Origin of the sequence: Bacillus sp. ISL-39 (assembly GCF_018613295.1) — a bacterium.
Classification (GTDB): Bacteria; Bacillota; Bacilli; order Bacillales; family Cytobacillaceae; genus Mesobacillus.
Map to the genome: position 1 here is coordinate 107,794 of NZ_JAGGQM010000001.1, position 26,695 is coordinate 134,488.

Here is a 26,695-nt window from a genome sequence, read left to right on the forward strand (position 1 = left end):
GTTATATTCAAAAGCGGGTATAGATAGTAACATTAATCTTAAATTTGGAGTGAGTATGGATGCTTCATCAATTTTCTCGTAATGAATTGGCCATTGGCAAGGAAGGCCTAGATATAATGAAGAACAGTACCGTCGCTGTTTTGGGAATAGGCGGAGTTGGTTCGTTTGCGGCAGAAGCCCTGGCAAGGTCGGGAGTTGGCAAACTAATCTTGATTGATAAGGATGATGTTGATATCACGAATGTCAACCGACAGCTTATTGCTCTTCTTTCCACTGTCGGAAAGCAGAAGGTAGAAGTGATGCGTGATAGAATCATGGATATAAATCCTGAATGCGAAGTCATTGCGTTGAAAATGTTCTATACAGAAGAAACATATGAAGAAATTTTTGGCTATGATCTGGATTTTATTGTTGATGCATCGGATACAATCTCTTACAAAATCCATTTGATCAAAGAAGCAATCAAGCGTGACATCCCGATGATTTCAAGTATGGGAGCCGCTAACAAAATGGATCCGACACGCTTCCAGATTGCTGATATTTTCAAGACGCACACTGACCCGCTTGCTAAAGTCATTCGTACTCGCTTGCGCAAAGAAGGGGTCAAAAAGGGGATTCCGGTTGTATTTTCAGATGAAAGCCCAATCGTAATCCGCGAAGATGTCCGAAAAGAGGTCGGCAATGATAATGCGGAAATCAGGAAAGCGAAGATGCCGCCATCTTCCAATGCTTTTGTTCCGTCAGTAGCAGGACTCATCATGGCAAGTCATGTTGTCAGAGAGCTGTTGAAAGATATTGAAATTGAACGCGTGAATAGCTAAAAATAAGCGGAAGAGCCGTAAGTCGGCCCTTCCGCTTATTTTTTTTGCCCTGTAATCTTTTCATAGATTGCAGCAATGGCCTGTTCGAATTTACCGGTTTTCTTGGGCTTGTAATATACCTTGTTCTTGATCCTGTCCGGGAGATACTGCTGTTTGACCCAACCGCCTTCATAATCATGCGGATAAAGATAATCAACGCCTCTTCCCAGGTCTTTCGCACCTTTATAATGGGCATCCTTGAGGTGGTCAGGAACCTCGCCGCTGATCCCGGAACGGATGTCAGCCAGTGCGGAGTCAAGAGCAACATACGCCGAATTGGACTTTGGAGACAGACATAGTTCTATAACCGCATTGGCCAGTGGGATCCTTGCTTCCGGAAAACCGACCCTTTCCGCTGCTTCGATGGCTGCCAGCGTCCTTTGTCCCGCCTGCGGGCTGGCCAGTCCAATATCTTCATAGGCAATGACAAGGAGCCTGCGGTTAATGCTGACGAGGTCGCCTGCTTCTATCAATCTGCCAAGATAGTGGAGGGCGGCATTCACGTCGCTGCCTCTGATCGATTTTTGGAAACCTGACAGTACATCGTAATGGGCATCACCATCTTTATCGTGAGAGAGACTTTTTTTCTGCATGCATTCTTCTGCATCAGCTTCATCTATATGGATGACCCCGTCTCCATCTGGTTCGGTGGAAAGCACAGCGAGTTCAAGAGCATTCAGTGAGCTTCTCACATCTCCGCCTGAAGCTGTGGCGAAATGGGTAAGAGCCGCATCGGTAATCTTAATTTTTAAGTCCCCAAGGCCTCTTTCTTCATCGGCAATAGCCCGGCGTAATGCAGTTTTAATATCATCTGGTTCAAGCGGCTTCAGTTCGAAAATCTGGCATCTTGACCGGATCGCGGGATTGATTGCGTGGTAAGGATTGCTCGTCGTCGCTCCAATCAAGACAATCATTCCATTTTCAAGGTAAGGAAGCAGGAAGTCCTGCTTTGCCTTGTCAAGGCGGTGGACCTCATCAAGAAGCAGGATCACCTTCCCTGACATTTTAGCCTCAGCGGCGACTACTTCCATATCTTTTTTATTATTGGTAACAGCATTCAGGGTCCTGAACGCGAAATTCGTGCTTCCCGCAATGGCACTGGCAATCGAAGTTTTTCCAATGCCAGGCGGACCGTAAAGGATCATGGAGGATAATTGCCGAGCCTTGACCATCCGGTTTATGATTTTTCCTTCAGCAACAAGATGTGACTGGCCGATCACTTCCTCTATCGTCCTCGGCCGCATCCTGAAAGCAAGAGGTTTAATATTCATGCTCATCGCTCCAATAACGCATATTTCGTATATATACAATAACACGAACGAGGGACTTGCGCATGGGGCACGCAATTTGTGCTATAATTGCAAAAGCCTACCTATTGACTGAGGATTTTGATACTATTTATAGTGAGAGAATGCCATATGGGGCATTATGAATATATCTGAAAAAATAGCTAACTTTTTAAGAAAAATTGGAATAGAGGTGCAATATGAAAATATCAACGAAAGGACGCTACGGATTGACGATCATGATCGAGCTGGCTAAGAAATATGGTGAAGGCCCGATATCACTAAAGTCCATTGCGCAAACGAATGATTTATCAGAGCATTACCTGGAGCAATTGGTTGCTCCGCTAAGGAATGCCGGCCTGGTGAAAAGCATCAGGGGAGCATATGGCGGGTATATTCTCAGTTCAGAACCATCAACCATCTCGGCTGGGGACATCATTCGTGTCCTCGAGGGGCCAATCAGCATCGTCGAGGGTATCGAGGATGAGGAACCTGCCAAGCGCGAACTCTGGACAAGAATCAGGGATGCTGTCAAGGACGTACTTGACAATACAACAATCGAGGACCTAGCCAATCATTCCGACAACTTTGGCGAGTCTGACGCTTATATGTTTTATATTTAGATTTTCTTCGTAAAAATTTGTTGCCTGCACAGTCCATTATTAAGGGAAATGCAACAACGTCAATTTTAAAAAATCTTCTGAAGAGAGGGTAAGACTTTGGAAAGAATCTATTTGGACCATGCAGCCACTACACCAATGCATCCGGACGTGCTGGCTGAAATGGTCAAGGTAATGGAAGCAGAATTCGGTAACCCTTCTAGCATCCATCATTTCGGTCGTGAGGCAAGGAAGATCCTTGACGATACCCGAGATGAACTGGCGAAAAGCATCGGGACGAGAGGAAACAATATCATTTTTACCAGCGGCGGTACCGAAGCAGATAACCTGGCCATAATCGGTTATGCGGAAAGCAATCGCTCTAAAGGAAAGCATATCATTACGACACAGATTGAACATCATGCTGTCCTGCACAGCTGTGAGGAATTGGAGAAGCGCGGATTTGAGGTCACTTATCTCCCAGTAGATGAAAATGGCCTGGTTTCTTTGGGGAAATTGGATGAGTCCTTACGTGATGACACAATCCTTGTGACAATAATGTACGGAAACAATGAGGTGGGCATAATACAGCCAATCAAAGAGATTGGTGAAATGTTAGCTGAGCATCAAGCTGTTTTTCATACGGATGCTGTCCAGGCTTATGGGATTGAAAATTTGGACGTCGAAGATCTGAAGGTTGATTTGCTTTCAGTTTCAGCCCATAAAATCAATGGACCCAAGGGGATTGGCTTTCTTTATATCCGGGAAGGAATCAAGCTGTCCAGGCAGCTATTCGGTGGTGAACAAGAACGTAAGCGCCGTGCCGGAACCGAGAATGTAGCGGCTATTGCCGGGTTCCGCAAAGCCGTTCAACTATCCCAGAAGGAGCTTGAAACAAAACGCAGCTTCTATAACGATTTAAGGAATTTGTTCATTGACCAACTCGAAATGAGCGGAATCTCTTTCCAGCTGAACGGATTGCTTGATAAATCACTTCCTCATATTTTAAACTTAAGCTTTCCGGGCACGAATGTCGAAGCGATGCTTGTCAATCTTGACCTATCTGGCATTGCTGCTTCAAGCGGTTCAGCATGCACTGCTGGATCAATCGATCCTTCCCATGTGCTGGTCGCGATGTTCGGAAAAGAAGATGATAAGCTGACCAATTCCATCCGCTTTAGCTTTGGGTTGCACAATACGAAGGAACAGATTGAAAAAGCAGCTGAGAATACGGCGAAAATTGTCAGCCGGCTTGCGAAAACTAGCTAGTTTTAGAAAAACAGCCAGGTTTAAGGGAAGAATAAGTTTTAAAGGAAGAGAAAAGAGGTGAAGCATAATGGAAAAATCACCAAAGGATACGAGAGTGGTGGTAGGGATGTCCGGCGGTGTTGATTCATCTGTTGCTGCGCTCATTTTAAAGGAGCAGGGCTATGATGTGATCGGCATCTTCATGAAGAACTGGGATGACACGGACGAGAACGGAGTCTGTACGGCGACCGAGGATTACGAGGATGTGATCCGCGTCTGCAACCAGATCGGCATTCCATATTATGCGGTCAATTTTGAAAAACAATATTGGGATAAAGTTTTCACTTATTTCCTAGATGAATATAAAGCAGGCAGGACGCCGAATCCAGATGTCATGTGCAACAAGGAAATCAAATTCAAAGCATTCCTTGAGCACGCGATGAACCTTGGAGCTGATTATTTGGCGACAGGACATTACGCTCGAGTCGAAGACCGGGACGGGGAACGCCAAATGCTCCGCGGCCTTGATGAAAATAAGGATCAGACCTATTTCTTGAACCAATTGAGTCAAAGCCAGATTGAAAAAGTATTGTTTCCGATCGGGAATCTGGAAAAATCCCGAGTCAGGGAGCTTGCCATGGAAGCAAACCTTGCCACGGCAACCAAAAAAGACAGTACAGGCATCTGCTTCATAGGTGAAAGGAATTTCAAGGAGTTCCTTGGGAATTACCTGCCGGCACAGCCAGGCAATATGGAGACAATGGACGGTGTTGTAAAAGGAAAACATGACGGTCTGATGTATTACACAATCGGCCAGCGCCAGGGCCTTGGCATTGGCGGTTCAGGTGAACCCTGGTTTGTTGTCGGCAAGGACCTTGAACGTAATGTCTTGCTGGTTGAACAAGGTTTCCACAACGAACTGCTGTATTCAGACAGCATCACGGCGGTTAATGTCGGCTTTGTATCTGATAGGGAAAAGCCTAAGACTTTCGAATGTACTGCAAAATTCCGCTACCGCCAGCCAGATAACGCTGTGACGGTCGAACTTCAGGATGATGGGACAGCAAAAGTCCTGTTCAAAGAACCAATTCGTGCTGTGACACCCGGACAAGCCGTCGTTTTCTATGATGGTGATGAATGTCTTGGCGGAGGAACGATTGACGAGATTTTCAAGGACGGAAGCAAACTGACATATGTCGGCTAATCCTGATCAAATCCCCGGCGGGCCAGCTTCGCCGGGGATTGTTTTTTGACTAGGCTTTTTTAGGAGTTTTTAACGCATTTACAGTTTGGGAAGTCACCCACTATAGAGTCTAAATTCCCTTTAGTATGGTATACTTTCATGGAGAATGGAGTGTTATATATGGATAAAAATCAGACAGGTATTCAGTTTATGAAAGAAGGCAAGTGGGAGGATGCAGCCAAGACATTCGCCGAAGCGATTGAAGACCATCCAGAGGATCCAGTTGCATACATAAATTTCGGGAACGTTCTTACCGCGGTAGGCGATACGGAAAGAGCGATGAATTTTTACGATAAAGCAATCAATCTTGATGAAAATGCTACCGCAGCATACTACAGCAAGGGCAGTGTTTATTACGATAACCAGGATTTCGATGAAGCCAGAAAGATGTTTGAGCTGGCCATGAAAAAAGGGCTGGACAATGGAGACAATTTTTTTATGCTGGGCATGAGTCTCGCACAGTTGGGCAGCAGCAAGCTGGCTCTGCCATATTTACAGCGCAGCACGGAGCTTCTCGAAAATGATGCTGAAGCCCATTTTCAATATGGCCTATGCCTGGCCAGGGAAGCTTTTATCGATGAAGCAATTATTGCGCTTGAACAGGCAATCCAACTGGACCCGGAGCATGCGGACGCACTTTATAATCTAGGGGTAGCTTATGGGTACAAAGAAGATGGCGACAAGGCACTCGATATGTTCAATCGTGCATTGGAAGTCCAGCCAGATCACTTGCTTGCAGGACACGGCAAGAAATTGATTGAGGGCCAGGATCTCAATTAATTAGCCTATTTTCGTAAACTTTGTTGCTTCAGTAATCATTGGCTGCTGAATTTTTACGGGTGTTGTGACTTCTTCAATGAGAGGCAGTAAGAAGAGAGCTTGATGCCTTACAACAACCGGCTAAGATATACAAAGCAAGAATTAATGCGAAATCAGTCATCAATCAAAAGTCAATGGAGGGAAGGGGGAAGTGCTTTGGACAAACAGGACTCGCTTGATTTGTTTTCAGAACAGGGTAAGTTCATGAAAGGAAAGCATCTTGTCACCATTTTTCATAATGAACAAAATCTTTACACAGTCCTGAGGATCAGGGTTGAGGAAACGAATGAGCAGTACGAGGATAAGGAAGCAGTCATAACAGGCTATTTCCCCCGGATTCATGAGCAGGAGACTTATATTTTCTTTGGTGAGGTAAAAGAGCACCCTAAGTTCGGCGCCCAATTCCATGCGACACATTTCCGCAAGGATCTGCCACAGTCAAAGCAGGGGATCATCAGTTACCTATCAAGTGATCTCTTCAAAGGAATCGGGATAAAAACGGCAGAGAAAATCGTCGATACACTTGGGGAAAAGGCGATAACGCGAATCATTGAGAACCCGTCAGTACTTGACCAGATTCCAAAGCTGGCTCCTGAAAAAGCGAAGGAACTATATGACACTTTGATGGAGCATCAGGGCCTTGAACAAGTAATGGTCGCATTGAACGAATATGGATTTGGCCCTCAGCTGTCGATGAAGATTTATCAGGTATACAAAGAACAGGCCATTGAGGTAATCCAAAATAACCCTTATAAGCTGGTGGAGGATATCCAAGGCATCGGGTTCGGCAGGGCGGATGAACTGGGGAGCCAGCTGGGTTTGACAGGCAGCCATCCGGATCGTATCAAAGCGGCCTGTCTTTATACTCTCGAGGCTTCAAGCATCCAGGGCGGGCATGTTTTCATGGATGCAGAGGAACTGCTCGTCGATGTGAAAAAACTGCTTGAGGACAATCAGAATATAGAGATACAATTCACTGATATCTCGAACGAAATCATCCAGCTTGGTGAAGAAGGTAAGCTGGTTGCTGAAGAGCACAGGATTTATCTGCCGTCCCTTTATTACTCGGAAAAAGGACTGGTTGTGAACATAAAAAGGATTCTTGACCAGACTGAATATGAAAATCAATTTCCTGAGTCAGAGTTTCTGCTAGCTCTCGGTAATCTAGAGGAGCGCCTGGGTGTCCAATACGGACCAAGTCAGAAGGAAGCAATCCAGACTGCGCTCATGTCACCAATGATGATCCTGACGGGCGGACCCGGCACAGGGAAAACAACGGTCATCAAGGGAATTGTTGAGCTATATGCAGAGCTGCATGGCTGTTCTTTGGATCCTAAAGATTATAAAAAAGAAGAACCTTATCCGTTCTTGCTTGCAGCTCCGACTGGTCGTGCAGCTAAGAGGATGACTGAGTCAACCGGCCTGCCTGCCGTGACCATCCACAGGCTGCTGCGCTGGAATGGCGCGGAAGGCTTTGACCATAACGAAGACCAGCCTCTTGAAGGGAAAATCTTGATCATCGATGAAACCTCGATGGTTGATATATGGCTGGCTCATCAATTGTTCAAGTCGCTCCCTGACAATATACAGGTCATCGTAGTGGGAGATGAAGACCAGCTTCCATCAGTAGGACCCGGCCAGGTACTGAAGGATCTGTTGGATTCTGGAAGGGTCCCGACCGTCAGGCTGACGGATATCTACAGGCAGGCTGAAGGTTCGTCGATTATTGAACTCGCTCACCAAATCAAAAATGGCTATCTGCCAGACGATATTTCCGCACAACAGCCGGACCGATCGTTTATAAAATGTACGACCAGCCAGATTCCACAGGTAGTCGAAAAGGTAGTCGCGAATGCCAAAAAGAAAGGGTATTCCCCTAGGAACATCCAGGTACTGGCACCGATGTACAGGGGTCCAGCCGGTATTGACCGTTTAAATGAGCTGCTGCAGGATTTATTCAATGCGAATGCTGATGGCACCAGGAAAGAGCTGGCGTTTGGCGATGTGAAATACCGGATCGGCGATAAGGTCCTCCAGCTAGTCAACCAGCCGGAAGCCAATGTATTCAATGGGGATATGGGTGAGGTAGTCGCGATCTTTTACGCAAAGGAAAACACAGAAAAACAAGATCAGCTGATTGTTTCCTTTGACGGCATTGAAGTCACTTATAACAGGCAGGACCTGTCGCAAATCACCCATGCTTATTGCTGTTCAGTACATAAATCCCAGGGCAGTGAATTTCCGATAGTTGTCCTTCCGGTGGTAAAAAGCTACTACAGGATGCTGCGCCGGAATCTGATTTATACAGCGATCACCAGAAGTAAGCAATTCCTCATTCTTGTTGGCGAAGAAGAAGCACTGAAAATGGGGATTGAACGCTCTGAGGATACAGCAAGGAATACCACACTGGTTGAGAAGCTTGTACAAATGCTGCCTGGATTGAATGGTGAAGCAGGCACAAAGGAACAAGGCAAGCCCCATCCGGAAAATCTAAGTGGACAAAATATCCCAATAGATGAGGAAACGGATTATATCGACATCATCAAAAAAGCTGATCCGCTGATAGGGATGGGCAATCTGACTCCTTATGATTTCATGGAGGAAAATGAGGCTTAAGAATCTGCGATTATTGCGGATTCTTTTATATTATCCATGGAAAACCTTACACCTCATGAATTGCCTGCAGTCAGTGGAAACTAAGAGTGTTCGGAAAGGCGGGACACACTTTTGCGGACATTTTCACTTTTAAAGGGACTGCCTGTATATGAATTGGCGAGTGGTCAGAAACTGGGCGAAGTTTGTGATGTGAGCATTTCTGGCAATGGAAGCGTAGTAGGCTTACTTGTAAAAAAGGGTGCGTTCATCAAGAAAACGTTTCAGGTCAAAGTGGACAAGGTTTCATCCTTTGGTGAAGATGGGGTCATGGTGAAAGACAAGTCAGCCTTGGAGCGATTGGAGACAGAGCCTGAATATACATTTGAACATAATGAGAGCCTCGCTGGGAAAAAGCTTCTTTCGAAGGAAGGGGAGCAGCTGGGCTTGCTGGAGGATGTATATTTCATGGAAGAAGTGGGCACGATTGTAGGGTACGAATTAACGGATGGCTTTTTTTCGGATATCGCGAATGGGAAGCGTGTCATTAAGACCACTGGTCCACCTGCAATCGGAAAGGATGCCATCGTCGTCACTGTTAAATCGAGATGAGGTGTCCTTATGTTAAGTTGTCCCAATTGCAGGAGCAAGGATATCGGTAAAATTGGCATCAACCAATATTACTGCTGGAATTGCTTCATCGAACTGTCTCTGAACAATGGCTTGATCCATACCCATCAAGTCGAAGAAGATGGAACATTGAGCTCACTTGATGATTTATTTGAAGAAGATCAACGTCAATACGGCATATAAAATAAATCGAAGAGGTGAAGCACATTGAATAGAATGTTAACCTCCGTAATCGCTTTTGGTGCTGGCATGGCAGCTTACAACTATACGTCCAACAATAATATGTTGTCTGGAAGAAAAATGAAGAGGCTTGGCAGGAAAATGAAGAAAGCTTTATTTTAATTTGCTTAATGATAAACCCCTGTAATTTTTGCAGGGGTTTTTTACTGTTTAACAGGAAAACAAGCTTTGTTTTTCCTAAATTTATGCAGACGGCATGATTATCAGATTTCATTGCTCAATTAAGCATCATATTTGGGAGATTATTTTGTTTTTTTGCTTAATTATAATCGATTATTAAGAGAATAATTTTTCCAATTGCACTGTTCTGGATTTGTTTTACAAATATTAACTGAAAAACACAATTTCTAGTCACGAAAAAGCATTAAGCAGGAAAAATTTCGCTAACTGATAACAAAAATAGCTACATAATCTCAAAAAAAGTCTCTATAAGCATCCTCGCGAGGCCAAAAATGCATAATCCGCCACCTTTTTTTCAAGAATAACAGGAAGGTAGGTGAAGATATTGAATATCCAGATGAAATGGTATTACCGGCTCGGATTTCTTCTCCTTTTATTCATTGTGCTATTTATTTTCATAAAATTACAGTCCATTTGGATTCCGTTTTTGGAAGTATTGATTTCACTGCTTGTTCCTTTTTCCGTGGCTGCGTTTATTACATATTTGCTCCATCCTATTGTTGAGGCCCTTCATCAAAAGGGCCTTCATCGCGGGGTTTCGATCCTGATCATCTATATTTTGTTCTTTGGCGGTGCTGGGTTTGCTTTTTACAAAGGGGTCCCCGCAGTGATTCGCCAGCTGGGTGACCTGGCGGAGAATGCTCCGTATTTTGCCGAGCAATATAGGCAAATGGTAAACAATATTGTCGACCAGACCTCGACTTGGCCGGCAGGGATCCACGAAAGAATCGAGGAGGGAATTACACGGATGGAGCTATGGCTTGATGGAGTGCTTGCAGGTACGATGGCTTTCCTGATGGATATCATAAATTCGATATTGACGATAGCGGTTATCCCGTTTATCGCTTTTTACATGCTGAAGGACTTCGATGTCATGAAGAAAGCGGCATGGTATCTGACACCGCGGCAATGGAGACAGCCAGGCACAAAGTTCCTGCACGAAGTCGACAAGTCGCTCGGGAGCTATATCCGGGGCCAGCTGCTCATCTGTCTGATCATTGGTGTTCTATCTTCGTTGTTTTTTTGGATGGCGGGCATCAAGTATTCGCTGCTGTTGGGAGCAATCGTTGGGATAACGAATGTAATCCCTTATTTCGGTCCGATTATCGGAGCTATTCCAGCTGTGATCATCGCAGCGACCATGTCGGTGAAGATGGTGCTTTTATCACTAGTGATTGTATTCTCGCTTCAGTTCCTCGAGGGTAATATCCTTTCCCCGCTTATTGTCGGGAAAAGCCTGCACATGCATCCGCTGATGATTATGTTTGCGCTGCTGGCAGGAGAAGAGGTTGGCGGCATTCTTGGATTGATTCTTGCTGTTCCTGTCCTGGTTGTATTGAGGGCGGCATTGATTCATGCAAAAGATCATATCATCCTTGAGAGAAAGAAAGAACGACCTTCATAATTTTTGCCAAGTCGTTTGACAAACCGCACCTGGCTATATATAATTCGGCTATAGATTAATAATTCGAAAAGTGTAGAAGGAACGAGTATGTTATAGACCATTGTCCAGAGAGGGATTCCCAGGCTGAAAGAATTCCCGGTGAAGGATAACAGAAGGCTATTCCGGAGTGCAGGCAAAACCTGCCGTAGCAGCTGCGTTAAAGCGTTTTTGAGAGATGGGCGCGTGTCTTTGTGTCCATAATCAGGGTGGTACCGCGAGCAAGCTCTCGTCCCTGTCCAGGGATGAGGGCTTTTTTTGTTGTCTAAAATCCCTGAAAGCTAAAATTTCACTTGGGTTTAGGAGGTTAGTTTTATGAAAAAACTGACAGGTGCTGAAATCAGAAAAATGTATCTTGATTTTTTTAAGGAAAAGGGCCACGCAATCGAGCCGAGCGCATCGCTCGTACCTCACGATGATCCTTCCCTTCTTTGGATCAACAGTGGTGTAGCTACATTGAAAAAGTATTTCGACGGCCGTGTGATCCCGGCAAATCCGCGTATCACAAATGCGCAGAAATCCATCCGTACGAACGATATCGAAAATGTCGGCAAAACAGCGCGCCACCACACTTTCTTTGAGATGCTTGGAAACTTCTCGATCGGTGATTATTTCAAGGTAGAAGCAATTGAATTCGCTTGGGAATTCCTTACGGATGAAAAGTGGATTGGCTTTGATCCTGAAAAACTTTCCGTAACCATCCATCCGGAAGACGACGAAGCTTTCAATATCTGGAGAGAGAAAATCGGTGTTCCTGAAGAGCGCATCATCCGCCTTGAAGGGAACTTCTGGGATATCGGTGAAGGTCCAAGTGGTCCGAACACAGAAATCTTCTATGACAGAGGACCAGAGTACGGCAATGATCCTGAAGATCCGGAATTATATCCTGGAGGAGAAAATGACCGTTATTTAGAAGTCTGGAACCTTGTGTTCTCTGAATTCAACCATAATCCTGACGGAACATACACACCGCTGCCAAAGAAAAATATTGATACAGGTATGGGGCTTGAGCGTATGGCTTCTGTCGTTCAGGACGTTCCGACAAACTTTGAAACAGATTTGTTCATGCCCATCATCAATGCGACTGAAGAAATCTCCGGTGAAAAATACGGTCAGTCCAAAGAGAAGGATGAGGCGTTTAAAGTTATTGCTGACCACATCCGTACGGTAGCATTTGCTGTCGGCGATGGTGCCCTTCCTTCAAACGAAGGCCGCGGGTATGTACTTCGAAGATTATTGCGCCGCGCTGTGCGTTATGCCAAGAAGCTGAACATCAACCGTCCATTCATGTACCAGCTTGTGCCTGTGGTTGGTGAAATCATGCATGACTTCTACCCGGAAGTAAAAGAAAAGACCGACTTTATCCAGAAGGTCATCAAGAATGAAGAAGACCGTTTCCATGAAACGCTTCATGAAGGACTTTCGATTCTTTCTGAGCTAATCAAGAAGGAGAAGGAAAAAGGCAGCGGCATGGTCCAGGGTGAAGATGTCTTCCGCCTATATGACACTTATGGTTTCCCTGTCGAGCTGACAGAAGAGTATGCTGAGGAAGAAGGCTTGAAGGTCGACCATGAAGGCTTTGAAAAAGAGATGGAGCTGCAGCGTGAAAGAGCACGTGCTGCACGTCAGGATGTAGGTTCCATGCAGGTTCAGGGCGGTATTCTTGGCGACATTAAAGAGAGCAGTGAATTCGTCGGCTATGATAATTTCGAAACAAACAGCAAGATTGTTGCATTGGTCAAAGAAGGCGAGCTTGTTGAAGAAGCGAATGCAGGCGATGAGATCCATTTCATCCTTGATGTTACACCTTTTTACGCAGAAAGCGGCGGCCAGATTGCCGATAAAGGAACCCTTGCAGCGAATGGTGTTAAGGTATCTGTCAAGGATGTAAAGAAAGCTCCTAACGGACAAAACCTTCACCATGCAGTTGTAGAAGAAGGCAAGGTAACCAAAGGCCTTGAAGTAACAGCTCAAGTGGACCAGGAAAACCGTGCAAGAATCATCAAGAACCATACAGCGACACACTTGCTTCACCAGGCATTGAAGGATGTGCTCGGAGGTCACGTAAACCAGGCAGGATCTCTTGTCGAGCCTGACAGACTGCGTTTCGACTTCTCTCATTTTGGTCAGGTGACTGCAGAAGAGCTTGAGCAAGTAGAATCAATCGTCAACGAAAAAATCTGGAGAAGCATTCAGGTTGAGACCAGCTTCAAGCCGATTGCTGAAGCCAAAGCCATGGGCGCGATGGCATTATTCGGCGAAAAGTATGGCGATATTGTCCGTGTCGTAAAAGTCGGCGACTATAGTCTTGAGCTTTGCGGCGGCTGCCATGTTCCAAACACATCCGTCATTGGACTGTTCAAGATTGTATCTGAAGGCGGCATCGGTGCAGGAACTAGAAGGATTGAAGCTGTAACAGGGGAAGCGGCTTACAAAGTGCTGAATGACCAAATCGGTATCCTGAAAGATGCTGCAGCCAAATTGAAGACATCTCCTAAAGATGTTGCAAACAGAATTGACTCAATGCTTGCTGAAATGAAGCAGCTTCAGCGCGAAAATGAATCCCTTTCGGCAAAATTGGGTAATATTGAAGCAGGAAGCCTTACTTCTAAGGTCAAAGAAGTGAATGGTGTCCAACTGCTGGCAGCCCGTGTCGATGCAGCTGATATGAACAGCCTGCGAAATATGGCTGATGATTTAAAGCAGAAGCTTGGCTCAGCAGTCATCCTCCTTGGCATGACCGACGGCAGTAAAGTGAATCTGATTGCAGCAGTGACAGATGACCTGATCAAGAAAGGCTATCAGGCTGGGAAACTGATCAAGGAAGCAGCGGCAATTTGCGGCGGAGGCGGCGGAGGCCGTCCGGATATGGCCCAGGCTGGCGGAAAAGACCCTTCAAAACTCGACAATGCGCTTCAATTTGCCGAAGAATGGGTGAAATCAATTTGATATAAAAGTAAAGTAGTGTAGAATGAAGGTATCTTGAAGAAAATTTTACCGGCCATTTTTTAAAAGTGAGGTGCATTCGATGAGCTCGTTTGACAAGACGATGAGATTTAATTTTCCCGAAGAGCCTTTTGAGCATGATGCCAATGAAGTCCTGCTGCAGGTGTATGAAGCCTTGCAGGAAAAGGGATATAACCCGATCAATCAGATTGTCGGTTATTTGCTCTCCGGCGACCCGGCCTATATTCCCCGCCATCGGGATGCCCGCAACATCATCCGCAAGCTGGAGCGGGATGAAATTATCGAGGAACTGGTTAAATCCTATTTAAGGAACCATCGAGAGGGGAAATAAATTGCGGATCATGGGACTAGATGTCGGCTCGAAAACAGTCGGCATTGCACTGAGCGATGAACTGGGATGGACAGCTCAGGGGCTTGAAACATTGAAAATCAACGAAGAAGAAAATGTGTTTGGTTTTGATGAAATTGGTAAAATAATAAAAGAGTATGAAGTCGACAAGGTTGTCGTCGGGCTGCCAAAAAACATGAACGGCACAATCGGCCCTCGCGGAGAGGCGAGCCAATTCTATGCCCGTGAATTGGAAGAAAGGTTCGGTGTGCCTGCCATCCTTTGGGACGAGCGTCTGACGACAGTGGCTGCCGAGCGGGTTTTGCTCGAAGCAGACATGAGCCGAAAAAAAAGGAAAAAGGTCATTGATAAGATGGCTGCAGTAATGATTTTACAAGGCTATTTAAACAGCCAAAATTAAATTGAGGTGACTATAATGGACCACGGCGAAAACAACATCACAGTAGTAGACGAAAACGGCAATGAACAATTATGCGAAGTACTTTTCACATTTGACTCAGAAGAATTCGGCAAGTCATATGTGCTTTATTATCCAGTAGGTGCAGAGGACAACGATGACGAAGAAATCGAAATCCACGCTTCCGCATTCAACCCTTCAGAAGACAATGAAGATGGCGAACTAATGCCAATCGAAACTGACGCAGAATGGGACATGATCGAAGAAATGCTGGAAACATTCCTTGCTGAGCAAGACGAAGAATAAAATATTCAAACTGGGACCAGGCGAATAATGCCTGGTCTTTTTATTTTTCCTCGGATACTCCTATCGGCGAAACGGAAGGGAGAGTCTGCGGAAAGTGTCCGATAGAAGGGATCTATCGGCCAAACAGAAGAGAGAAATCGTGAAAAGTGTCCGATAAAAACGAGGTTTCGTATCGAGTTATTGAAGCCCAGCACTACTAATTAATGAGTCGGTTATATTCATATAAAAACAAGCGTGAATTCGCTGGCGAAATTTAGGTTAATTTGTCGTCTGCAGTATTTTTTCGTAATTATTTGCAAATAAAAATAGAAATTATAGTATAATGGTTCGAGATGTGATATTAGAGAGTATCCAGGAAGTAAGTTTTTGTTAACTGGAGGGGGAACTATGTCAGACGAGAAAAATATAAAAGATTCGAAAACAGATAAAAAGCAATTGATTGCTGAAAAGCTGGTTGAACAGCAGAAGGAAGCGAGAATCGTTAGGAAGATTGTCTTCATCACCTCGATCGTGGGGATTCTGCTCATTGGGGCAATTGGCGGTGGCGGCTATTATTATATCAAGGAAGCCCTGAAACCAGTGGATGAGAGCAGCAAGAAAACAGTGGACGTCAATATACCGATAGGCTCCTCAACAACCGGAATCGGACAAATTCTCGAGGATGAAGGGATCATCAGGGATGCCAGAGTCTTTAAATATTATGTGAAGTTTAAAAACGAAGCCGGCTTTATGGCGGGCGATTATAAAATGAAGCCTTCCATGACGCTTCCTGAAATCATCACAAGCTTGAAAACCGGGAAGGTCATGCAAGAAGTTGTCATGAAAATAACGATTCCCGAGGGTAAGCAATTAAAGCAGATTGCTGGGATTATTGCCGAAAAGACACAGCAGGACGAGGAAGAGATTTTCAAACAGCTGAACGATAAAGAATTCATCAATAAGATGATGGGCAAATACCCTGATGTTCTCACAGAGGAAATCCTGAAAGATAATGTCAAGTATCCGCTTGAAGGCTATCTTTTCCCGGCAACTTATCCTTTTTACTCAGAAAAGCCGACAGTCGAGGAAATAGTAACTGTCATGCTTACAAAGACGAAGGAAGTGCTCGGTGAATTCAAGGGGCATATGGAAGAAAAAGAACTGACTACACATGAATTGATGACGATGGCATCGCTCATCGAAGAGGAAGCTACTGAGAAAGTAGACCGCGATAAAATCGCCAGCGTGTTCTACAACCGCCTTGAAGATGGAATGATGCTGCAGACAGACCCAACTGTTCTCTATGCGCATGGAGAACATAAAGACAGGGTGTTTTACAAGGATCTTGAAATCGATGATCCATATAATACCTATAAAATTCAGGGTCTGCCACCGGGTCCAATCGCCAATCCGGGGCTAATGTCAATCGAAGCTGCGCTTGCACCTGCTGACACAGATGATATGTATTTCCTTGCCACCTCTACAGGGGAAGTGCTCTTCTCTAAAACGCTCGCAGAGCATAACCGCAAAGTGAATGAACATATCACAAACAAGAAATAACTGTAAATTTAAGGGAAATGCAGAAAGGTTAGCATTTCCCTTCTTATTGTGATAAAATAATACAAGTGTTTTTTTGTAGTAATATTACTGTCCAGTGTGGGCTCTCGATGGGAGCTCAGATTCATTTGATAGCGTGTATTGCAGAAGTAGGAGTTGTGGCTTTTAGCTTATGAACCTGTAGGCAGCATTGCCTGAAGGTGTTCCTCTTAACCTGTGAACGCTATTTTTTTCATGTTCGGATAGTCATTTAAAAATATCTACTCTTGCTGAGATTCAGCTTTTGAATAGAGGTGAAGCAGCTTGCTTAGTCAAGAGCTGCAAAGTTATATAGATACTTTAATACAGCCCAGGAATGGCCTCCTGTTAGAGATGGAGGAATATGCAGATCAAAATGGTGTCCCGATTATGGAGCCGGCAGGTATTGAAACCATGCTGCAGCTCTTAAGAATACAGCAGCCGAAAGCGATTCTGGAGGTAGGAACGGCAATTGGCTATTCCGCACTAAGGATGTCGTTCGCCCTGCCGCAAACAAAGATCGTTACTTTGGAACGTGATGAGGAACGGTTTAAGCTTGCTGTTGATTATATTAAGAGGGCAGACAGGCAGCAGCAGATCATCCAAATCAGTGGAGATGCGCTTGAGCTGGTTGAGGAAGTTGCCGGCTATGCTCCGTTTGATGCCATTTTTATTGATGCGGCCAAAGGGCAGTATAAGCGCTTTTTCGAAATGTACTCCGGGTATTTGAAACCAGGAGGAATGATCATTACGGATAACGTCCTTTTTAAAGGGCTTGTATATAATCAGGAAGCCGATAGCAGAAGACTTCGCAGCCTGGTAAAAAAAATAGATGAATTCAATCGCTGGCTTGCTGCCAATCAGGAGTATGATACTGTCATCCTTCCGATTGGCGATGGTATAGCGATTAGTAAGAAGAGGTGAACGGAATGAATAAACCTGAATTATTGGTAACTCCAAAGAGCGTTGAGGATATTATTCCACTCGCAGAGGCAGGAGCAGATGCTTTCTTGATTGGTGAACAGAAATTCGGCCTGCGCTTAGCTGGCGAGTTTAACCGTGAAGATGTAAAGCAGGCGATCGAACAGGCTCATTCAAAAGGCAAGAAAGTGTATGTCGCTATGAATGCGTTATTTCATAATGAAAAAGTGGACTTGCTTGGTGATTACCTGACTTTCCTTAAGGATGTCAATGCGGACGGAGTCACATTCGGCGACCCTGCTGTTTTGATGGCCGCAAAGGAATATGCTCCGGAAATGAAGCTTCATTGGAGCACGGAAATAACAGGCACGAACTGGTATACTTGCAACTATTGGGGCAGAAAGGGTGCTAAACGCGCCGTTCTTGCAAGGGAAATCAATATGGACGCGATTGTTGAAATCAAGGAAAATGCCGAGGTTGAAATTGAGGTACAGGTTCACGGAATGATGAATATGTTCCAGTCAAAACGCTCGTTGCTCGGACATTACTTTGAATATCAAGGCAAAGCGCTGGAAGTTGAAAACCGAAAACAGGAACGCAATATGTTTCTTCACGATAAAGAGCGCGAGAATAAGTACCCTATTTTCGAAGATGAAAATGGCACACATATTATGAGTCCTAATGATATTTGCATTATTGATGAACTGACGGAGCTTGTGGAAGCCGGGATCGATTCTTTTAAAATTGACGGCATCCTGAAGAGCCCTGAATATATTCTTGAAGTAACGAAGCTTTACCGTAAAGCCATTGATTTGGCTGTTGAGGATCAAGATCAATATGATGAAGAAAAAGACGGGTTGCTTGATGAGGCGGAAGCACTGCAGCCGCCAAACCGGCCGCTGGATACAGGATTCTTTTTCAAAGAGACGGTTTATTAACAGAGAGAACAATAAGGAGGTTGCATGATGACAGCAGTAGCAGATAAAATCTCACAGATTGTTGACGGAAAACGCGTGATTGTCAAAAAACCAGAACTGCTTGCGCCAGCCGGAAATCTTGAGAAACTTAAGATTGCCGTCCAATATGGTGCAGATGCCGTCTTTATTGGCGGACAGGAATATGGCTTGCGCTCGAACGCAGACAATTTTACTTTTGAGGAAATGAAGGAAGGCGTGGAGTTCGCCAAGAAATACGGAGCAAAAATCTATGTTACAACAAACATCTTTGCACATAACGAAAACATCGATGGGCTTGAGGACTACCTTTTAGGCTTAAAGGGAGCCGGCGTGCACGGCATCATCGTTGCTGATCCATTAATCATCGAAACTTGCCGCAGGGTTGCACCTGAAATCGAGGTCCACCTGAGCACACAGCAATCCCTTTCAAACTGGAAGGCTGTCCAGTTCTGGAAGGAAGAAGGTCTGGAGCGAGTTGTTCTTGCGCGTGAAACAAGTGCTGATGAAATCAAGGAAATGAAGGAAAAGGTAGATATCGAAATCGAAACCTTCATCCACGGTGCAATGTGTATTGCTTACTCAGGCCGTTGTACATTGAGCAACCACATGACGGCACGCGATTCGAATCGCGGAGGCTGCTGCCAGTCCTGCCGCTGGGATTATGATTTGTATACACTTGAAGGAAATGAAGAGAACGCTTTGTTTGCAGAAGGCGACTCACCTTTCGCGATGAGCCCTAAGGACCTTAAGTTGATTGAATCAATTCCGCGCATGATCGAGCTTGGCATCGACAGCCTTAAAATCGAAGGCCGCATGAAGTCGATCCACTACATTGCAACGGTAGTCAGTGTATACCGCAAAGTGATTGATGCATATTGCGCGGATCCTGAGAACTTCGTTATCAAGCAGGAATGGCTTGAGGAATTGGATAAATGTGCAAACCGTGAGACAGCAACTGCCTTCTTTGAAGGAGTTCCAGGGTATAAAGAGCAAATGTTTGGAAACCATAGCAAAAAGACAACTTTTGATTTTGCCGGCCTAGTGCTTGATTACGATGCTGAGACACAAATGGTGACACTTCAGCAAAGGAACTACTTCAAGCCTGGCGACGAGGTTGAATTCTTTGGGCCTGAAATCGAGAACTTCACTCATGTTGTCGAGAAGATTTGGGATGAAGATGGCAATGAACTGGATGTTGCCCGCCATCCGCTGCAAATCGTCAAGTTCAAGATGGACAAGCCTGTCTACCCAAATAACATGATGCGGAAGGAGAAGTAAATCAATGGACCGCAAACCTGTTGTAATTGGTGTAGCCGGCGGCTCCGGCTCAGGAAAGACTAGTGTAACAAAAGCAATATATGATAGCTTTAAGAGTCAATCAATCCTGATGATTGAACAAGACTACTATTACAAGGACCAAAGCCATCTGCCAATGGAAGAGCGTTTAAAAACAAATTATGACCATCCGCTGGCATTTGACAATGATCTGTTGATCGAGCATATCCAAAAGCTGCTCCGCCACGAGGCGATTGAGAAGCCGGTTTATGATTATGCCGTCCATACTCGATCAAGCGAAGTTGTCCATGTTGAACCGAAGGATGTTATCATCCTTGAAGGAATCCTGATCCTTGAGGACGAAAGATTGCGCGATCTGATGGATATCAAGCTTTATGTCGATACAGATGCCGATCTGCGGATCATCCGCAGGCTGCTTCGAGACATCAAGGAGCGCGGCCGTTCAATGGACTCGGTCATCGAACAGTATGTGACTGTGGTTAGGCCGATGCACAACCAGTTCATCGAACCGACGAAGCGTTACGCAGATGTGATCATTCCGGAAGGCGGCCACAACCATGTTGCGATCGACCTGATGGTAACAAAAATTCAAACAATTCTTGAACAAAAATCATTTTTGTGACACAATAGCATAGATAATGTGGACATGGAAGTACTTGAATAAAGTGCTTCCTTTTGTCCAATGAGAAATAAATGGCCTGAAGTGGCTCTATTTAAATCGCGCGCCCTGCCCAAGGACGCGCTCCTGTATATTTTTCAGGATACATAATATAATATTACACAATCTATTTTATTGGGGATTTGTGAAGACTAGAAGGAGTGAAGTATTTTGGCTACAGAAAAAGTGTTTCCTATGACACAGGCAGGAAAAGAAAAGCTGGAACAAGAATTGGAACAATTAAAGACTGTTAAACGAAAAGAAGTTGTTGAGAGAATCAAGATCGCTCGCAGCTTTGGCGATCTTTCAGAGAACTCTGAGTACGATTCCGCAAAAGAGGAACAAGCCTTTGTAGAAGGACGTATCACGACTCTTGAAAATATGATCCGCAATGCAAAAATCATCCAGGAAAATGAAGTGAGCACAGATGCAGTCAGCCTTGGCCGTACAGTGACTTTCGTCGAGCTTCCTGATGGCGATGAAGAATCTTATACAATAGTAGGAAGCGCTGAAGCTGACCCGTTTGAGGGCAAAATCTCGAACGACTCTCCGATTGCGAAAAGCCTGATGGGCAAAAAAGTAGGGGACGAAGTGACTGTCCAGACTCCTGGCGGTGAAATGAACGTTCGCATCACGACAATAAAGTAAATACCATATGTTTGAAACCTCGGCACCTCGTCAACACTTTTGACGAGGTGTTTTTTATGCGAAAAAAAAGAATGGTGGCATGGATTTCCATTTGTATAGCTGCCTTTTGTCTGCTGGTTTTAAGGCTGGCCCAGCTGCAGTTATTTGAAACGGAATCCTTTTCCAGGCATGAAATTAATCTTATAGAAGCAAGCGTCAAGCAAAGGTCGCAGGAAATGGTCGTAGATAATGGGAGAGGAAACTTCCTCGACCGCTCAGGGGCCCCTTTATCCTATGAAACTTCGTCCGTTCTCGTCCTGTTCCCCTTTTTAAAGAAGATGGACTGGGAAGCTGACAAGGTTGCGCGTACTCTAGGCATATCTGTATACTCATTGAAAAAAGCAGTGGAAAAGTCCAAGGAACCATTTGCTTTTGGCGATCCGGACCCGGTGATTTTGACAAAGAGTCAGATGGAAATTATTAATGAGCTGGAAATCCCGGGAGTTTTTGCCGTTGAGCGGAAGTATCCAATGGAGAAAGTGCCGGCTGCCCAGCTTCTGGGTATCATAGGCGAGAATGAAGCACTTCTAAAATCAAGGTATGGCGAGAAAGATTTCCTGCCAAGAACCTTGATTGGTCTCTCCGGATTGGAAAAGAGCTTTGACGAGTTCCTTGTTGCTGAAGGGAAATCAAAGCTGGTTTATCATGTCGACGGAGAAGGAGCACCACTATTCGGGATTAATGTAAAATACATTGACCCAGCAAATCCTTTTTATCCAATTAACCTCCAGACTTCAATAGACAAAGACCTGCAATTGCTTTTAGAGGACAAAGTTGATTTGCACAACATCAACAGAGGCGGTGTGGTGCTTCTCGATATTGAAACAAACAGTATACTGGCAATGGTGTCAAGGCCTGTCATTAATCAGGGAAAACCCTTCGATGATGAAGGAATAGAAAATATGATGGTCAAGCAGCATATACCCGGTTCCATCTTTAAAACGGTTGTTGCGGCGGCAGCGATCGATCAGGGACTTGATGATCCAGCCAGGAAATTTGATTGCAGCAAAACAATCAGCGGTGCACCAGATTTGAAATATGACTATGGAATGCTCAATTTCACTGATAGCTTTGCAGTAAGCTGCAACAGGGCTTTTGGAGAAGTGGCCAGGGAGCTTCAGGAGCAGGACCCCAATATGCTCGAAAAATACGCAGAGAAGCTGTCAATCACTGGCGGTACAGGATGGAAGGGTGATATTTTCCATCTTGAAGATTTCAGCCAGCTTCAGGACGAGGAAAAGGGAAGGGTCTTTTTATCTGATGAAGCACGGAAAGATAAAAATTTTGCAGCTTTATCGGGAATTGGCCAGCATGAAGTAAGGGTGTCTCCCCTCGCCGTTGCGAACATGATGGCTACAATCGCCAGGGGCGGGGAAAAAGACATGATCAGGGCTGTTCTGTCCATCCAGTATCAAAATGGTGCTGAAATGACTGAATTTCCTAAACAGAAGCTTGAAGGAGACAAAATATCTCCATTCACCGCGATGAAACTACAAAAGCTTTTACGAGAGGTTGTTGTGAATGAGCAGGGAACGGGTAGGTGGTTCAGGGACTTGCCGTATGCCGTGGCGGGAAAGTCTGGAACAGCGGAAACCGGGATTTACAATAATAGCGACAAGCAGCTGCATAATAAGTGGTTCGCCGGATATTTTCCCTATGAAAAACCTAAGTATGCTCTTGTAACTGTCAACTTAGGGGTTTTAGAAGATGAAGGCGGTGTGAATCCCCTTTTTGCAGATATAGTAAAAGAGGTGTATGCATTTAACCATGCTGAAGGTCCTGAAAACAATTGAGCCATCATTAGATGAATATAAAATCCTTCAAGTTTGCCCCCAGTCATGGTAGAATGTTGACAACCTTATAAGGGAGGGAAAGATCTTGAAGCACGATGATTATGATAACCTAAATGAGGGGACACGTTCACGATTAAGGGCTAAGCGCAGAAAAACGAACCTTATTTTAAATAGCTTGATTGTTGTCGTCATTTTGTTAATTGGAATTGTCTCATTTAACATTTTCTTCAGCAATGATGAAGGGGCAGCCGATCAAAACGGTGTTGCGGCCGAGAAGGATAAGGACGCAGCCTCTCCAGATAAAAAAGAGGACACCAAGGATACGGCCAAAAAAGACGATAGCCAGGATTCAGATAAAGAAGCGGCTGATGAAACAGAGTCAGAAGAGGCTGTTGATGAGTCTGAAAATGATGAAGAATTGGCTGATCCAATTGTGACTGAGGGCGGCAGTGATGCCAATGTGAAACAAACAATTGAAAACCCTGAATGGAAACCCGTCGGTACTACCCAATCCGGCGAACATAATACCGTATTCGACCAAAATGCAGTAGATTGGCAGGAAATGATTCTGGCCTATTCCTACGCTACCGGAATCAATAAAGACAACATGACAGTATGGTGGAATGAAAATGGCGGTGCGCCTAATACAGCGGTTGGAACGATTTCTGAGAAGGGCAGTGACCAGACATTCAGAGTTTGGATTCAGTGGGTGGACGGCGAAGGCTGGAAGCCAGTAAAGGTAGAAGAATTGATTCAAAACGATAAGCGATAAAGATGTAAAGGGAAAGGGGCGAAAGAATGGCAGCCCCTTTATTTTTTTGCCTTGAAGTGGACAACAGCGGAATAGAACAGCCTTCCTTTATCATCTAGATGCATCTGGTGGGACACAAGATGGACAGACAGCATGATCGCTTTATTGATTTCGATTTGCTTATTGATTTTTTTTTCAAGAGTTTTTAAATCGACCGCTTCAAAAAATTCAACCTTGTCTTCTATCAGTTCAAATTGGAAATCCATATATTCCTTCTCCTTTTGATTCAACAGTATCTACACAAAATAAAATAGCAAATTCTCTATAAAAATGAAACTTATTTTGATAAATTAAAACGGCAGGCATATTTTAATGACTAGCACCAGATTCTAGTAAGTAAGTGTTCTTACATAGGAGAGATTAATATGACGAGGAAGATATTTTATAATGGGACGATTGTTACGAGTAACACAGATCATGCAGTGATCGAGAATGGGGCTATTGCCGTTGAAGGGGAGAAAATCATCTATGTGGGCATCACGCCTGATGATTTTAACTCTTATGAGGAAAAAGTAGATTTAAAAGGGAATACCCTGCTCCCTGGCCTGGTCAATACCCATGGACACACGCCGATGTCACTGCTGCGAGGCTATGCGGATGATTTGCATTTGCAGACATGGCTGGAGGACAAAATTTGGCCGCTTGAAGCTAAATATACACCTGAACATGCAAGATGGGGTGCGAAGCTATCTATCCTTGAAATGATCCGCACTGGTACAACGACATTTGTTGACATGTATGACAATATGGATGAGGTCGCAATGGCAGTTGAGGAAGCAGGCATCCGTGGAGTGCTGTGCCGGGGTGTGATAGGCTTTGGTTCGGAGGAACTTCGACAGAGCAAGCTTAAGGAAGCGGCAGATTTTGCAAAAAGCTGGAATAACGGCGCCAATGGAAGGATTGCGACGATGCTGTCACCTCACTCCCCGTATACCTGCTCACCAGAGTATATCTCCCAGATCATTGATAAATCGGCCGAGCTGAATGTTCCGCTGCATACTCATATGTCCGAAACGAAATTTGAAGTAGATAAGAATATCGAAGAATACGGCGCTACACCGGTACGCCACCTGGAAAAGTTAGGATTCTTTGAACGGCCTTCGCTTGTCGCCCATGCGGTGCATGTGAATGACGAAGATATTCAAATCCTCGCGGAAAAAGATGTGAAGGTATCACATAATGTCATCAGTAACCTCAAATTGGGCAGCGGCATTGCCCCGATTGGCAAAATGCTGGAAAAGGGAGTGACCGTCAGCCTTGGGACAGACAGTGCAGCTTCCAACAATAATCTCGACTTATTTGAAGAGCTGAAAGCTGTCGCGACGATCCATAAAGGATTTGCCCAGGATGCGACGGTAATCACCGCTCAGGAAGCTTTGAGGATGGCTACGATCCATGGAGCAGAATCCCTCTGGCTGAATGATCGGATTGGATCTCTTGAAGCAGGAAAAGACGCAGATTTTATCGTCGTAAATTCCAATCAGTCTTTCTTTTATCCTAAGCATAATCCAGTTTCCCACCTTGTTTATTCCGGGTCTGGACGGGATGTAAAGGATGTCTATGTACAGGGAAAACAAATTCTTGCCAACGGACATTTTACAACGATAGATGAAGAAAAAGTACTCTATGAAGCAAATCGAATGTCGAAACTCCTGTCATGAAATTTTACATAGTTAGTAAATGGACATAGGGGATAGGACGAAAAACAGTCGCAGAAGCCAGGAGAGACCGGAAGTTAGATAAAGAACTTATTATAAATTGGAGGACAAAAAGATGAGCAGAATTGGTATTATTGGTGCAATGGATGAAGAAATACAGCATATCCTCGACGCCATGAAGGATTATGATGAGAAAAAGAAAGCAGGCATCACTTTCTATGTCGGCACCTTCAATGGGTATGACATTGTACTATGTAAATCTGGTGTAGGGAAAGTGAACGCGAGTGTATGTACTCAAATCCTGATTGATGAATTCTCTGCATCCGAGATTGTTTTCACCGGCGTAGCGGGTGCTGTAAATCCTGACCTGAGAATTGGGGACATTGTCATCTCCACTGATTGTGTGCAGCATGATATGGATGTTCGTGCACTGGGCTTCAAACTAGGGGAAATCCCATATACGGAAGTATCTGTATTTAAAGCCGACGGGCGTTTGGTGGATTTGGCAATTTCAGCAACCGAAGAAATTGTTGCGGATAAGAAAATTATCAGTGGGAGAATACTGTCAGGCGATCAGTTCATCGCCGACCGTGATAAGGTAAAGTTTCTTTATGAGGAGCTTAATGGATATTGTACAGAAATGGAAGGCGCAGCCGTGGGACAAGTATGCAGCATGAACAGCATCCCATTCGTGATCATTCGTTCAATGTCTGACCAGGCAGACGGCTCAGCAGACGTTAACTTCCTTGAATTTACGAAACTCGCATCCAAGAATTCTTTCGAGATTGTCAATGAGATGGTGAAGAACTGGAAGAATTAATGAATGTGAATCTTTTTTTAGCGTGGAATTTATTCCACGCTATTTTTTCTGGAGGAAAATTGGAGAGGGGGCGCAGGTTCGGACAAAATCAAAGGGAAGTCCGCTAGTTTTGTCCAAAGTAGCCTTAGGTTCGGACAAAAACAAAGGGATGTCAGGTAGTTTTGTCCGAAGTAGTCCCAGGTTCGGACAAAATCAAAGGGATGTCCGCTAGTTTTGTCCGAAGTAGCCCCGGGTTCGGACAAAATCACAGCTGAAGCCGCTAGTTTTGTCTGAAGCAGCCTCAGGTTCGGACAAAATCAAAGGGATGTCAGGTAGTTTTGTCCGAAGTAGTCCCGGGTTCGGACAAAATCACAGCTGGAGCAGCTAGTTTTGTCTGAAGTAGCC

The 26,695-nt window shown here is 44.7% G+C and carries 26 protein-coding genes and 1 other annotated feature; of the genes, 24 read left to right on the forward strand and 2 right to left on the reverse strand.

Annotated features, from left to right (window positions below; translation table 11 throughout):
- Positions 1-59: 59 nt before the first annotated feature.
- Entirely contained in the window at positions 60-821 is a 762-nt protein-coding gene (locus J7E37_RS00500; protein ID WP_214739263.1) for a tRNA threonylcarbamoyladenosine dehydratase, read from the forward strand.
- Between the two features lie 35 nt (positions 822-856).
- Here J7E37_RS00500 and J7E37_RS00505 read toward each other — a convergent pair whose 3' ends face one another.
- Positions 857-2,125 (reverse strand): replication-associated recombination protein A, encoded by a 1,269-nt coding sequence (locus tag J7E37_RS00505; RefSeq protein WP_215022019.1) that lies wholly within the window; start codon positions 2,123-2,125, stop codon positions 857-859.
- 221 nt (positions 2,126-2,346) lie between these two features.
- Here J7E37_RS00505 and cymR point away from each other — a divergent pair, with 221 nt between their 5' ends.
- The 21 genes from cymR to J7E37_RS00610 all read left to right on the forward strand — a co-directional run bounded on the left by cymR (position 2,347) and on the right by J7E37_RS00610 (position 23,794).
- Positions 2,347-2,769 carry a cysteine metabolism transcriptional regulator CymR gene (gene cymR, locus J7E37_RS00510; RefSeq protein ID WP_041967745.1) on the forward strand — a complete coding sequence of 141 codons (423 nt, stop codon included), beginning with the start codon at positions 2,347-2,349 and terminating at the stop codon, positions 2,767-2,769.
- A gap of 96 nt (positions 2,770-2,865) precedes the next feature.
- Complete coding sequence (locus J7E37_RS00515) at positions 2,866-4,014, forward strand: cysteine desulfurase family protein (RefSeq protein ID WP_214778081.1); 1,149 nt, start codon at positions 2,866-2,868, stop codon at positions 4,012-4,014.
- A 67-nt stretch (positions 4,015-4,081) separates the two neighbouring features.
- On the forward strand, positions 4,082-5,197 hold the full coding sequence (mnmA, locus tag J7E37_RS00520; RefSeq protein ID WP_214778084.1) for a tRNA 2-thiouridine(34) synthase MnmA: 1,116 nt from the start codon (positions 4,082-4,084) through the stop codon (positions 5,195-5,197).
- Between the two features lie 159 nt (positions 5,198-5,356).
- Complete coding sequence (locus J7E37_RS00525) at positions 5,357-6,016, forward strand: tetratricopeptide repeat protein (RefSeq protein ID WP_215021813.1); 660 nt, start codon at positions 5,357-5,359, stop codon at positions 6,014-6,016.
- Positions 6,017-6,211: 195 nt separating this feature from the next.
- A complete protein-coding gene (gene recD2 / locus J7E37_RS00530) occupies positions 6,212-8,671 on the forward strand; it encodes an SF1B family DNA helicase RecD2 (RefSeq protein WP_215021815.1) in 2,460 nt (819 codons plus the stop codon).
- Positions 8,672-8,782: 111 nt separating this feature from the next.
- Positions 8,783-9,259 carry a PRC-barrel domain-containing protein gene (locus J7E37_RS00535; protein WP_214778090.1) on the forward strand — a complete coding sequence of 159 codons (477 nt, stop codon included), beginning with the start codon at positions 8,783-8,785 and terminating at the stop codon, positions 9,257-9,259.
- A 9-nt stretch (positions 9,260-9,268) separates the two neighbouring features.
- The gene (locus J7E37_RS00540; RefSeq protein ID WP_214778092.1) at positions 9,269-9,460 is read left to right on the forward strand and encodes a hypothetical protein; all 192 of its coding nucleotides are present in this window, start codon (positions 9,269-9,271) and stop codon (positions 9,458-9,460) included.
- A gap of 33 nt (positions 9,461-9,493) precedes the next feature.
- A complete protein-coding gene (locus J7E37_RS00545; RefSeq protein ID WP_251009395.1) occupies positions 9,494-9,619 on the forward strand; it encodes a YrzQ family protein in 126 nt (41 codons plus the stop codon).
- A 403-nt stretch (positions 9,620-10,022) separates the two neighbouring features.
- The gene (locus tag J7E37_RS00550) at positions 10,023-11,102 is read left to right on the forward strand and encodes an AI-2E family transporter (protein WP_214778700.1); all 1,080 of its coding nucleotides are present in this window, start codon (positions 10,023-10,025) and stop codon (positions 11,100-11,102) included.
- A gap of 64 nt (positions 11,103-11,166) precedes the next feature.
- Positions 11,167-11,378 (forward strand) — a binding site (T-box leader).
- A 75-nt stretch (positions 11,379-11,453) separates the two neighbouring features.
- Complete coding sequence (alaS, locus tag J7E37_RS00555) at positions 11,454-14,087, forward strand: alanine--tRNA ligase (protein WP_215021822.1); 2,634 nt, start codon at positions 11,454-11,456, stop codon at positions 14,085-14,087.
- 79 nt (positions 14,088-14,166) lie between these two features.
- A complete protein-coding gene (locus tag J7E37_RS00560; protein ID WP_023627198.1) occupies positions 14,167-14,436 on the forward strand; it encodes an IreB family regulatory phosphoprotein in 270 nt (89 codons plus the stop codon).
- Position 14,437: 1 nt separating this feature from the next.
- Positions 14,438-14,854: a Holliday junction resolvase RuvX gene (gene ruvX / locus J7E37_RS00565; RefSeq protein WP_214778106.1), complete on the forward strand. Its 417-nt coding sequence runs from the start codon at positions 14,438-14,440 to the stop codon at positions 14,852-14,854.
- 15 nt (positions 14,855-14,869) lie between these two features.
- Positions 14,870-15,157: a DUF1292 domain-containing protein gene (locus tag J7E37_RS00570; RefSeq protein ID WP_214778108.1), complete on the forward strand. Its 288-nt coding sequence runs from the start codon at positions 14,870-14,872 to the stop codon at positions 15,155-15,157.
- Between the two features lie 387 nt (positions 15,158-15,544).
- Positions 15,545-16,696, forward strand: a complete 1,152-nt coding sequence (gene mltG, locus J7E37_RS00575) for an endolytic transglycosylase MltG (protein ID WP_214778110.1) — start codon at positions 15,545-15,547, stop codon at positions 16,694-16,696.
- Positions 16,697-16,996: 300 nt separating this feature from the next.
- Positions 16,997-17,635 (forward strand): O-methyltransferase, encoded by a 639-nt coding sequence (locus tag J7E37_RS00580; protein WP_214778112.1) that lies wholly within the window; start codon positions 16,997-16,999, stop codon positions 17,633-17,635.
- Between the two features lie 5 nt (positions 17,636-17,640).
- A complete protein-coding gene (locus J7E37_RS00585; RefSeq protein ID WP_214778114.1) occupies positions 17,641-18,570 on the forward strand; it encodes a peptidase U32 family protein in 930 nt (309 codons plus the stop codon).
- A gap of 27 nt (positions 18,571-18,597) precedes the next feature.
- Positions 18,598-19,866 (forward strand): peptidase U32 family protein, encoded by a 1,269-nt coding sequence (locus J7E37_RS00590; protein WP_214778122.1) that lies wholly within the window; start codon positions 18,598-18,600, stop codon positions 19,864-19,866.
- A gap of 4 nt (positions 19,867-19,870) precedes the next feature.
- Positions 19,871-20,506: a uridine kinase gene (gene udk, locus J7E37_RS00595; protein WP_214778124.1), complete on the forward strand. Its 636-nt coding sequence runs from the start codon at positions 19,871-19,873 to the stop codon at positions 20,504-20,506.
- A gap of 207 nt (positions 20,507-20,713) precedes the next feature.
- Positions 20,714-21,190 (forward strand): transcription elongation factor GreA, encoded by a 477-nt coding sequence (greA, locus tag J7E37_RS00600; protein ID WP_214778126.1) that lies wholly within the window; start codon positions 20,714-20,716, stop codon positions 21,188-21,190.
- 56 nt (positions 21,191-21,246) lie between these two features.
- Complete coding sequence (locus tag J7E37_RS00605) at positions 21,247-23,022, forward strand: peptidoglycan D,D-transpeptidase FtsI family protein (protein ID WP_215021824.1); 1,776 nt, start codon at positions 21,247-21,249, stop codon at positions 23,020-23,022.
- Between the two features lie 85 nt (positions 23,023-23,107).
- On the forward strand, positions 23,108-23,794 hold the full coding sequence (locus J7E37_RS00610) for a YrrS family protein (protein WP_214778130.1): 687 nt from the start codon (positions 23,108-23,110) through the stop codon (positions 23,792-23,794).
- Positions 23,795-23,832: 38 nt separating this feature from the next.
- On the opposite strand, the gene J7E37_RS00615 is transcribed toward J7E37_RS00610, so the two are convergent.
- Positions 23,833-24,039 carry a YrzA family protein gene (locus J7E37_RS00615; RefSeq protein WP_215021827.1) on the reverse strand — a complete coding sequence of 69 codons (207 nt, stop codon included), beginning with the start codon at positions 24,037-24,039 and terminating at the stop codon, positions 23,833-23,835.
- 159 nt (positions 24,040-24,198) lie between these two features.
- Here J7E37_RS00615 and J7E37_RS00620 point away from each other — a divergent pair, with 159 nt between their 5' ends.
- Both J7E37_RS00620 and J7E37_RS00625 read left to right on the forward strand, forming a co-directional pair.
- Positions 24,199-25,494 (forward strand): amidohydrolase family protein, encoded by a 1,296-nt coding sequence (locus J7E37_RS00620; RefSeq protein WP_215021830.1) that lies wholly within the window; start codon positions 24,199-24,201, stop codon positions 25,492-25,494.
- 112 nt (positions 25,495-25,606) lie between these two features.
- Positions 25,607-26,311, forward strand: coding sequence for a 5'-methylthioadenosine/adenosylhomocysteine nucleosidase (locus J7E37_RS00625; RefSeq protein WP_214778136.1), 705 nt, complete (start codon positions 25,607-25,609; stop codon positions 26,309-26,311).
- The last annotated feature ends 384 nt before the right edge of the window (positions 26,312-26,695 follow it).

Excerpts from the sequence above, each read along its gene's own strand:
- J7E37_RS00500 (WP_214739263.1), top strand. The coding sequence starts at position 60 with ATGCTTCATCAATTTTCTCGTAATGAATTGGCCATTGGCAAGGAAGGC.
- cymR (WP_041967745.1), top strand. The coding sequence starts at position 2,347 with ATGAAAATATCAACGAAAGGACGCTACGGATTGACGATCATGATCGAG.
- mnmA (WP_214778084.1), top strand. The coding sequence starts at position 4,082 with ATGGAAAAATCACCAAAGGATACGAGAGTGGTGGTAGGGATGTCCGGC.
- J7E37_RS00525 (WP_215021813.1), top strand. The coding sequence starts at position 5,357 with ATGGATAAAAATCAGACAGGTATTCAGTTTATGAAAGAAGGCAAGTGG.
- J7E37_RS00540 (WP_214778092.1), top strand. The coding sequence starts at position 9,269 with ATGTTAAGTTGTCCCAATTGCAGGAGCAAGGATATCGGTAAAATTGGC.
- J7E37_RS00545 (WP_251009395.1), top strand. The coding sequence starts at position 9,494 with ATGTTAACCTCCGTAATCGCTTTTGGTGCTGGCATGGCAGCTTACAAC.
- alaS (WP_215021822.1), top strand. The coding sequence starts at position 11,454 with ATGAAAAAACTGACAGGTGCTGAAATCAGAAAAATGTATCTTGATTTT.
- J7E37_RS00560 (WP_023627198.1), top strand. The coding sequence starts at position 14,167 with ATGAGCTCGTTTGACAAGACGATGAGATTTAATTTTCCCGAAGAGCCT.
- J7E37_RS00570 (WP_214778108.1), top strand. The coding sequence starts at position 14,870 with ATGGACCACGGCGAAAACAACATCACAGTAGTAGACGAAAACGGCAAT.
- mltG (WP_214778110.1), top strand. The coding sequence starts at position 15,545 with ATGTCAGACGAGAAAAATATAAAAGATTCGAAAACAGATAAAAAGCAA.
- J7E37_RS00585 (WP_214778114.1), top strand. The coding sequence starts at position 17,641 with ATGAATAAACCTGAATTATTGGTAACTCCAAAGAGCGTTGAGGATATT.
- J7E37_RS00590 (WP_214778122.1), top strand. The coding sequence starts at position 18,598 with ATGACAGCAGTAGCAGATAAAATCTCACAGATTGTTGACGGAAAACGC.
- udk (WP_214778124.1), top strand. The coding sequence starts at position 19,871 with ATGGACCGCAAACCTGTTGTAATTGGTGTAGCCGGCGGCTCCGGCTCA.
- J7E37_RS00605 (WP_215021824.1), top strand. The coding sequence starts at position 21,247 with ATGCGAAAAAAAAGAATGGTGGCATGGATTTCCATTTGTATAGCTGCC.
- J7E37_RS00615 (WP_215021827.1), bottom strand. The coding sequence starts at position 24,039 with ATGGATTTCCAATTTGAACTGATAGAAGACAAGGTTGAATTTTTTGAA.
- J7E37_RS00620 (WP_215021830.1), top strand. The coding sequence starts at position 24,199 with ATGACGAGGAAGATATTTTATAATGGGACGATTGTTACGAGTAACACA.
- J7E37_RS00625 (WP_214778136.1), top strand. The coding sequence starts at position 25,607 with ATGAGCAGAATTGGTATTATTGGTGCAATGGATGAAGAAATACAGCAT.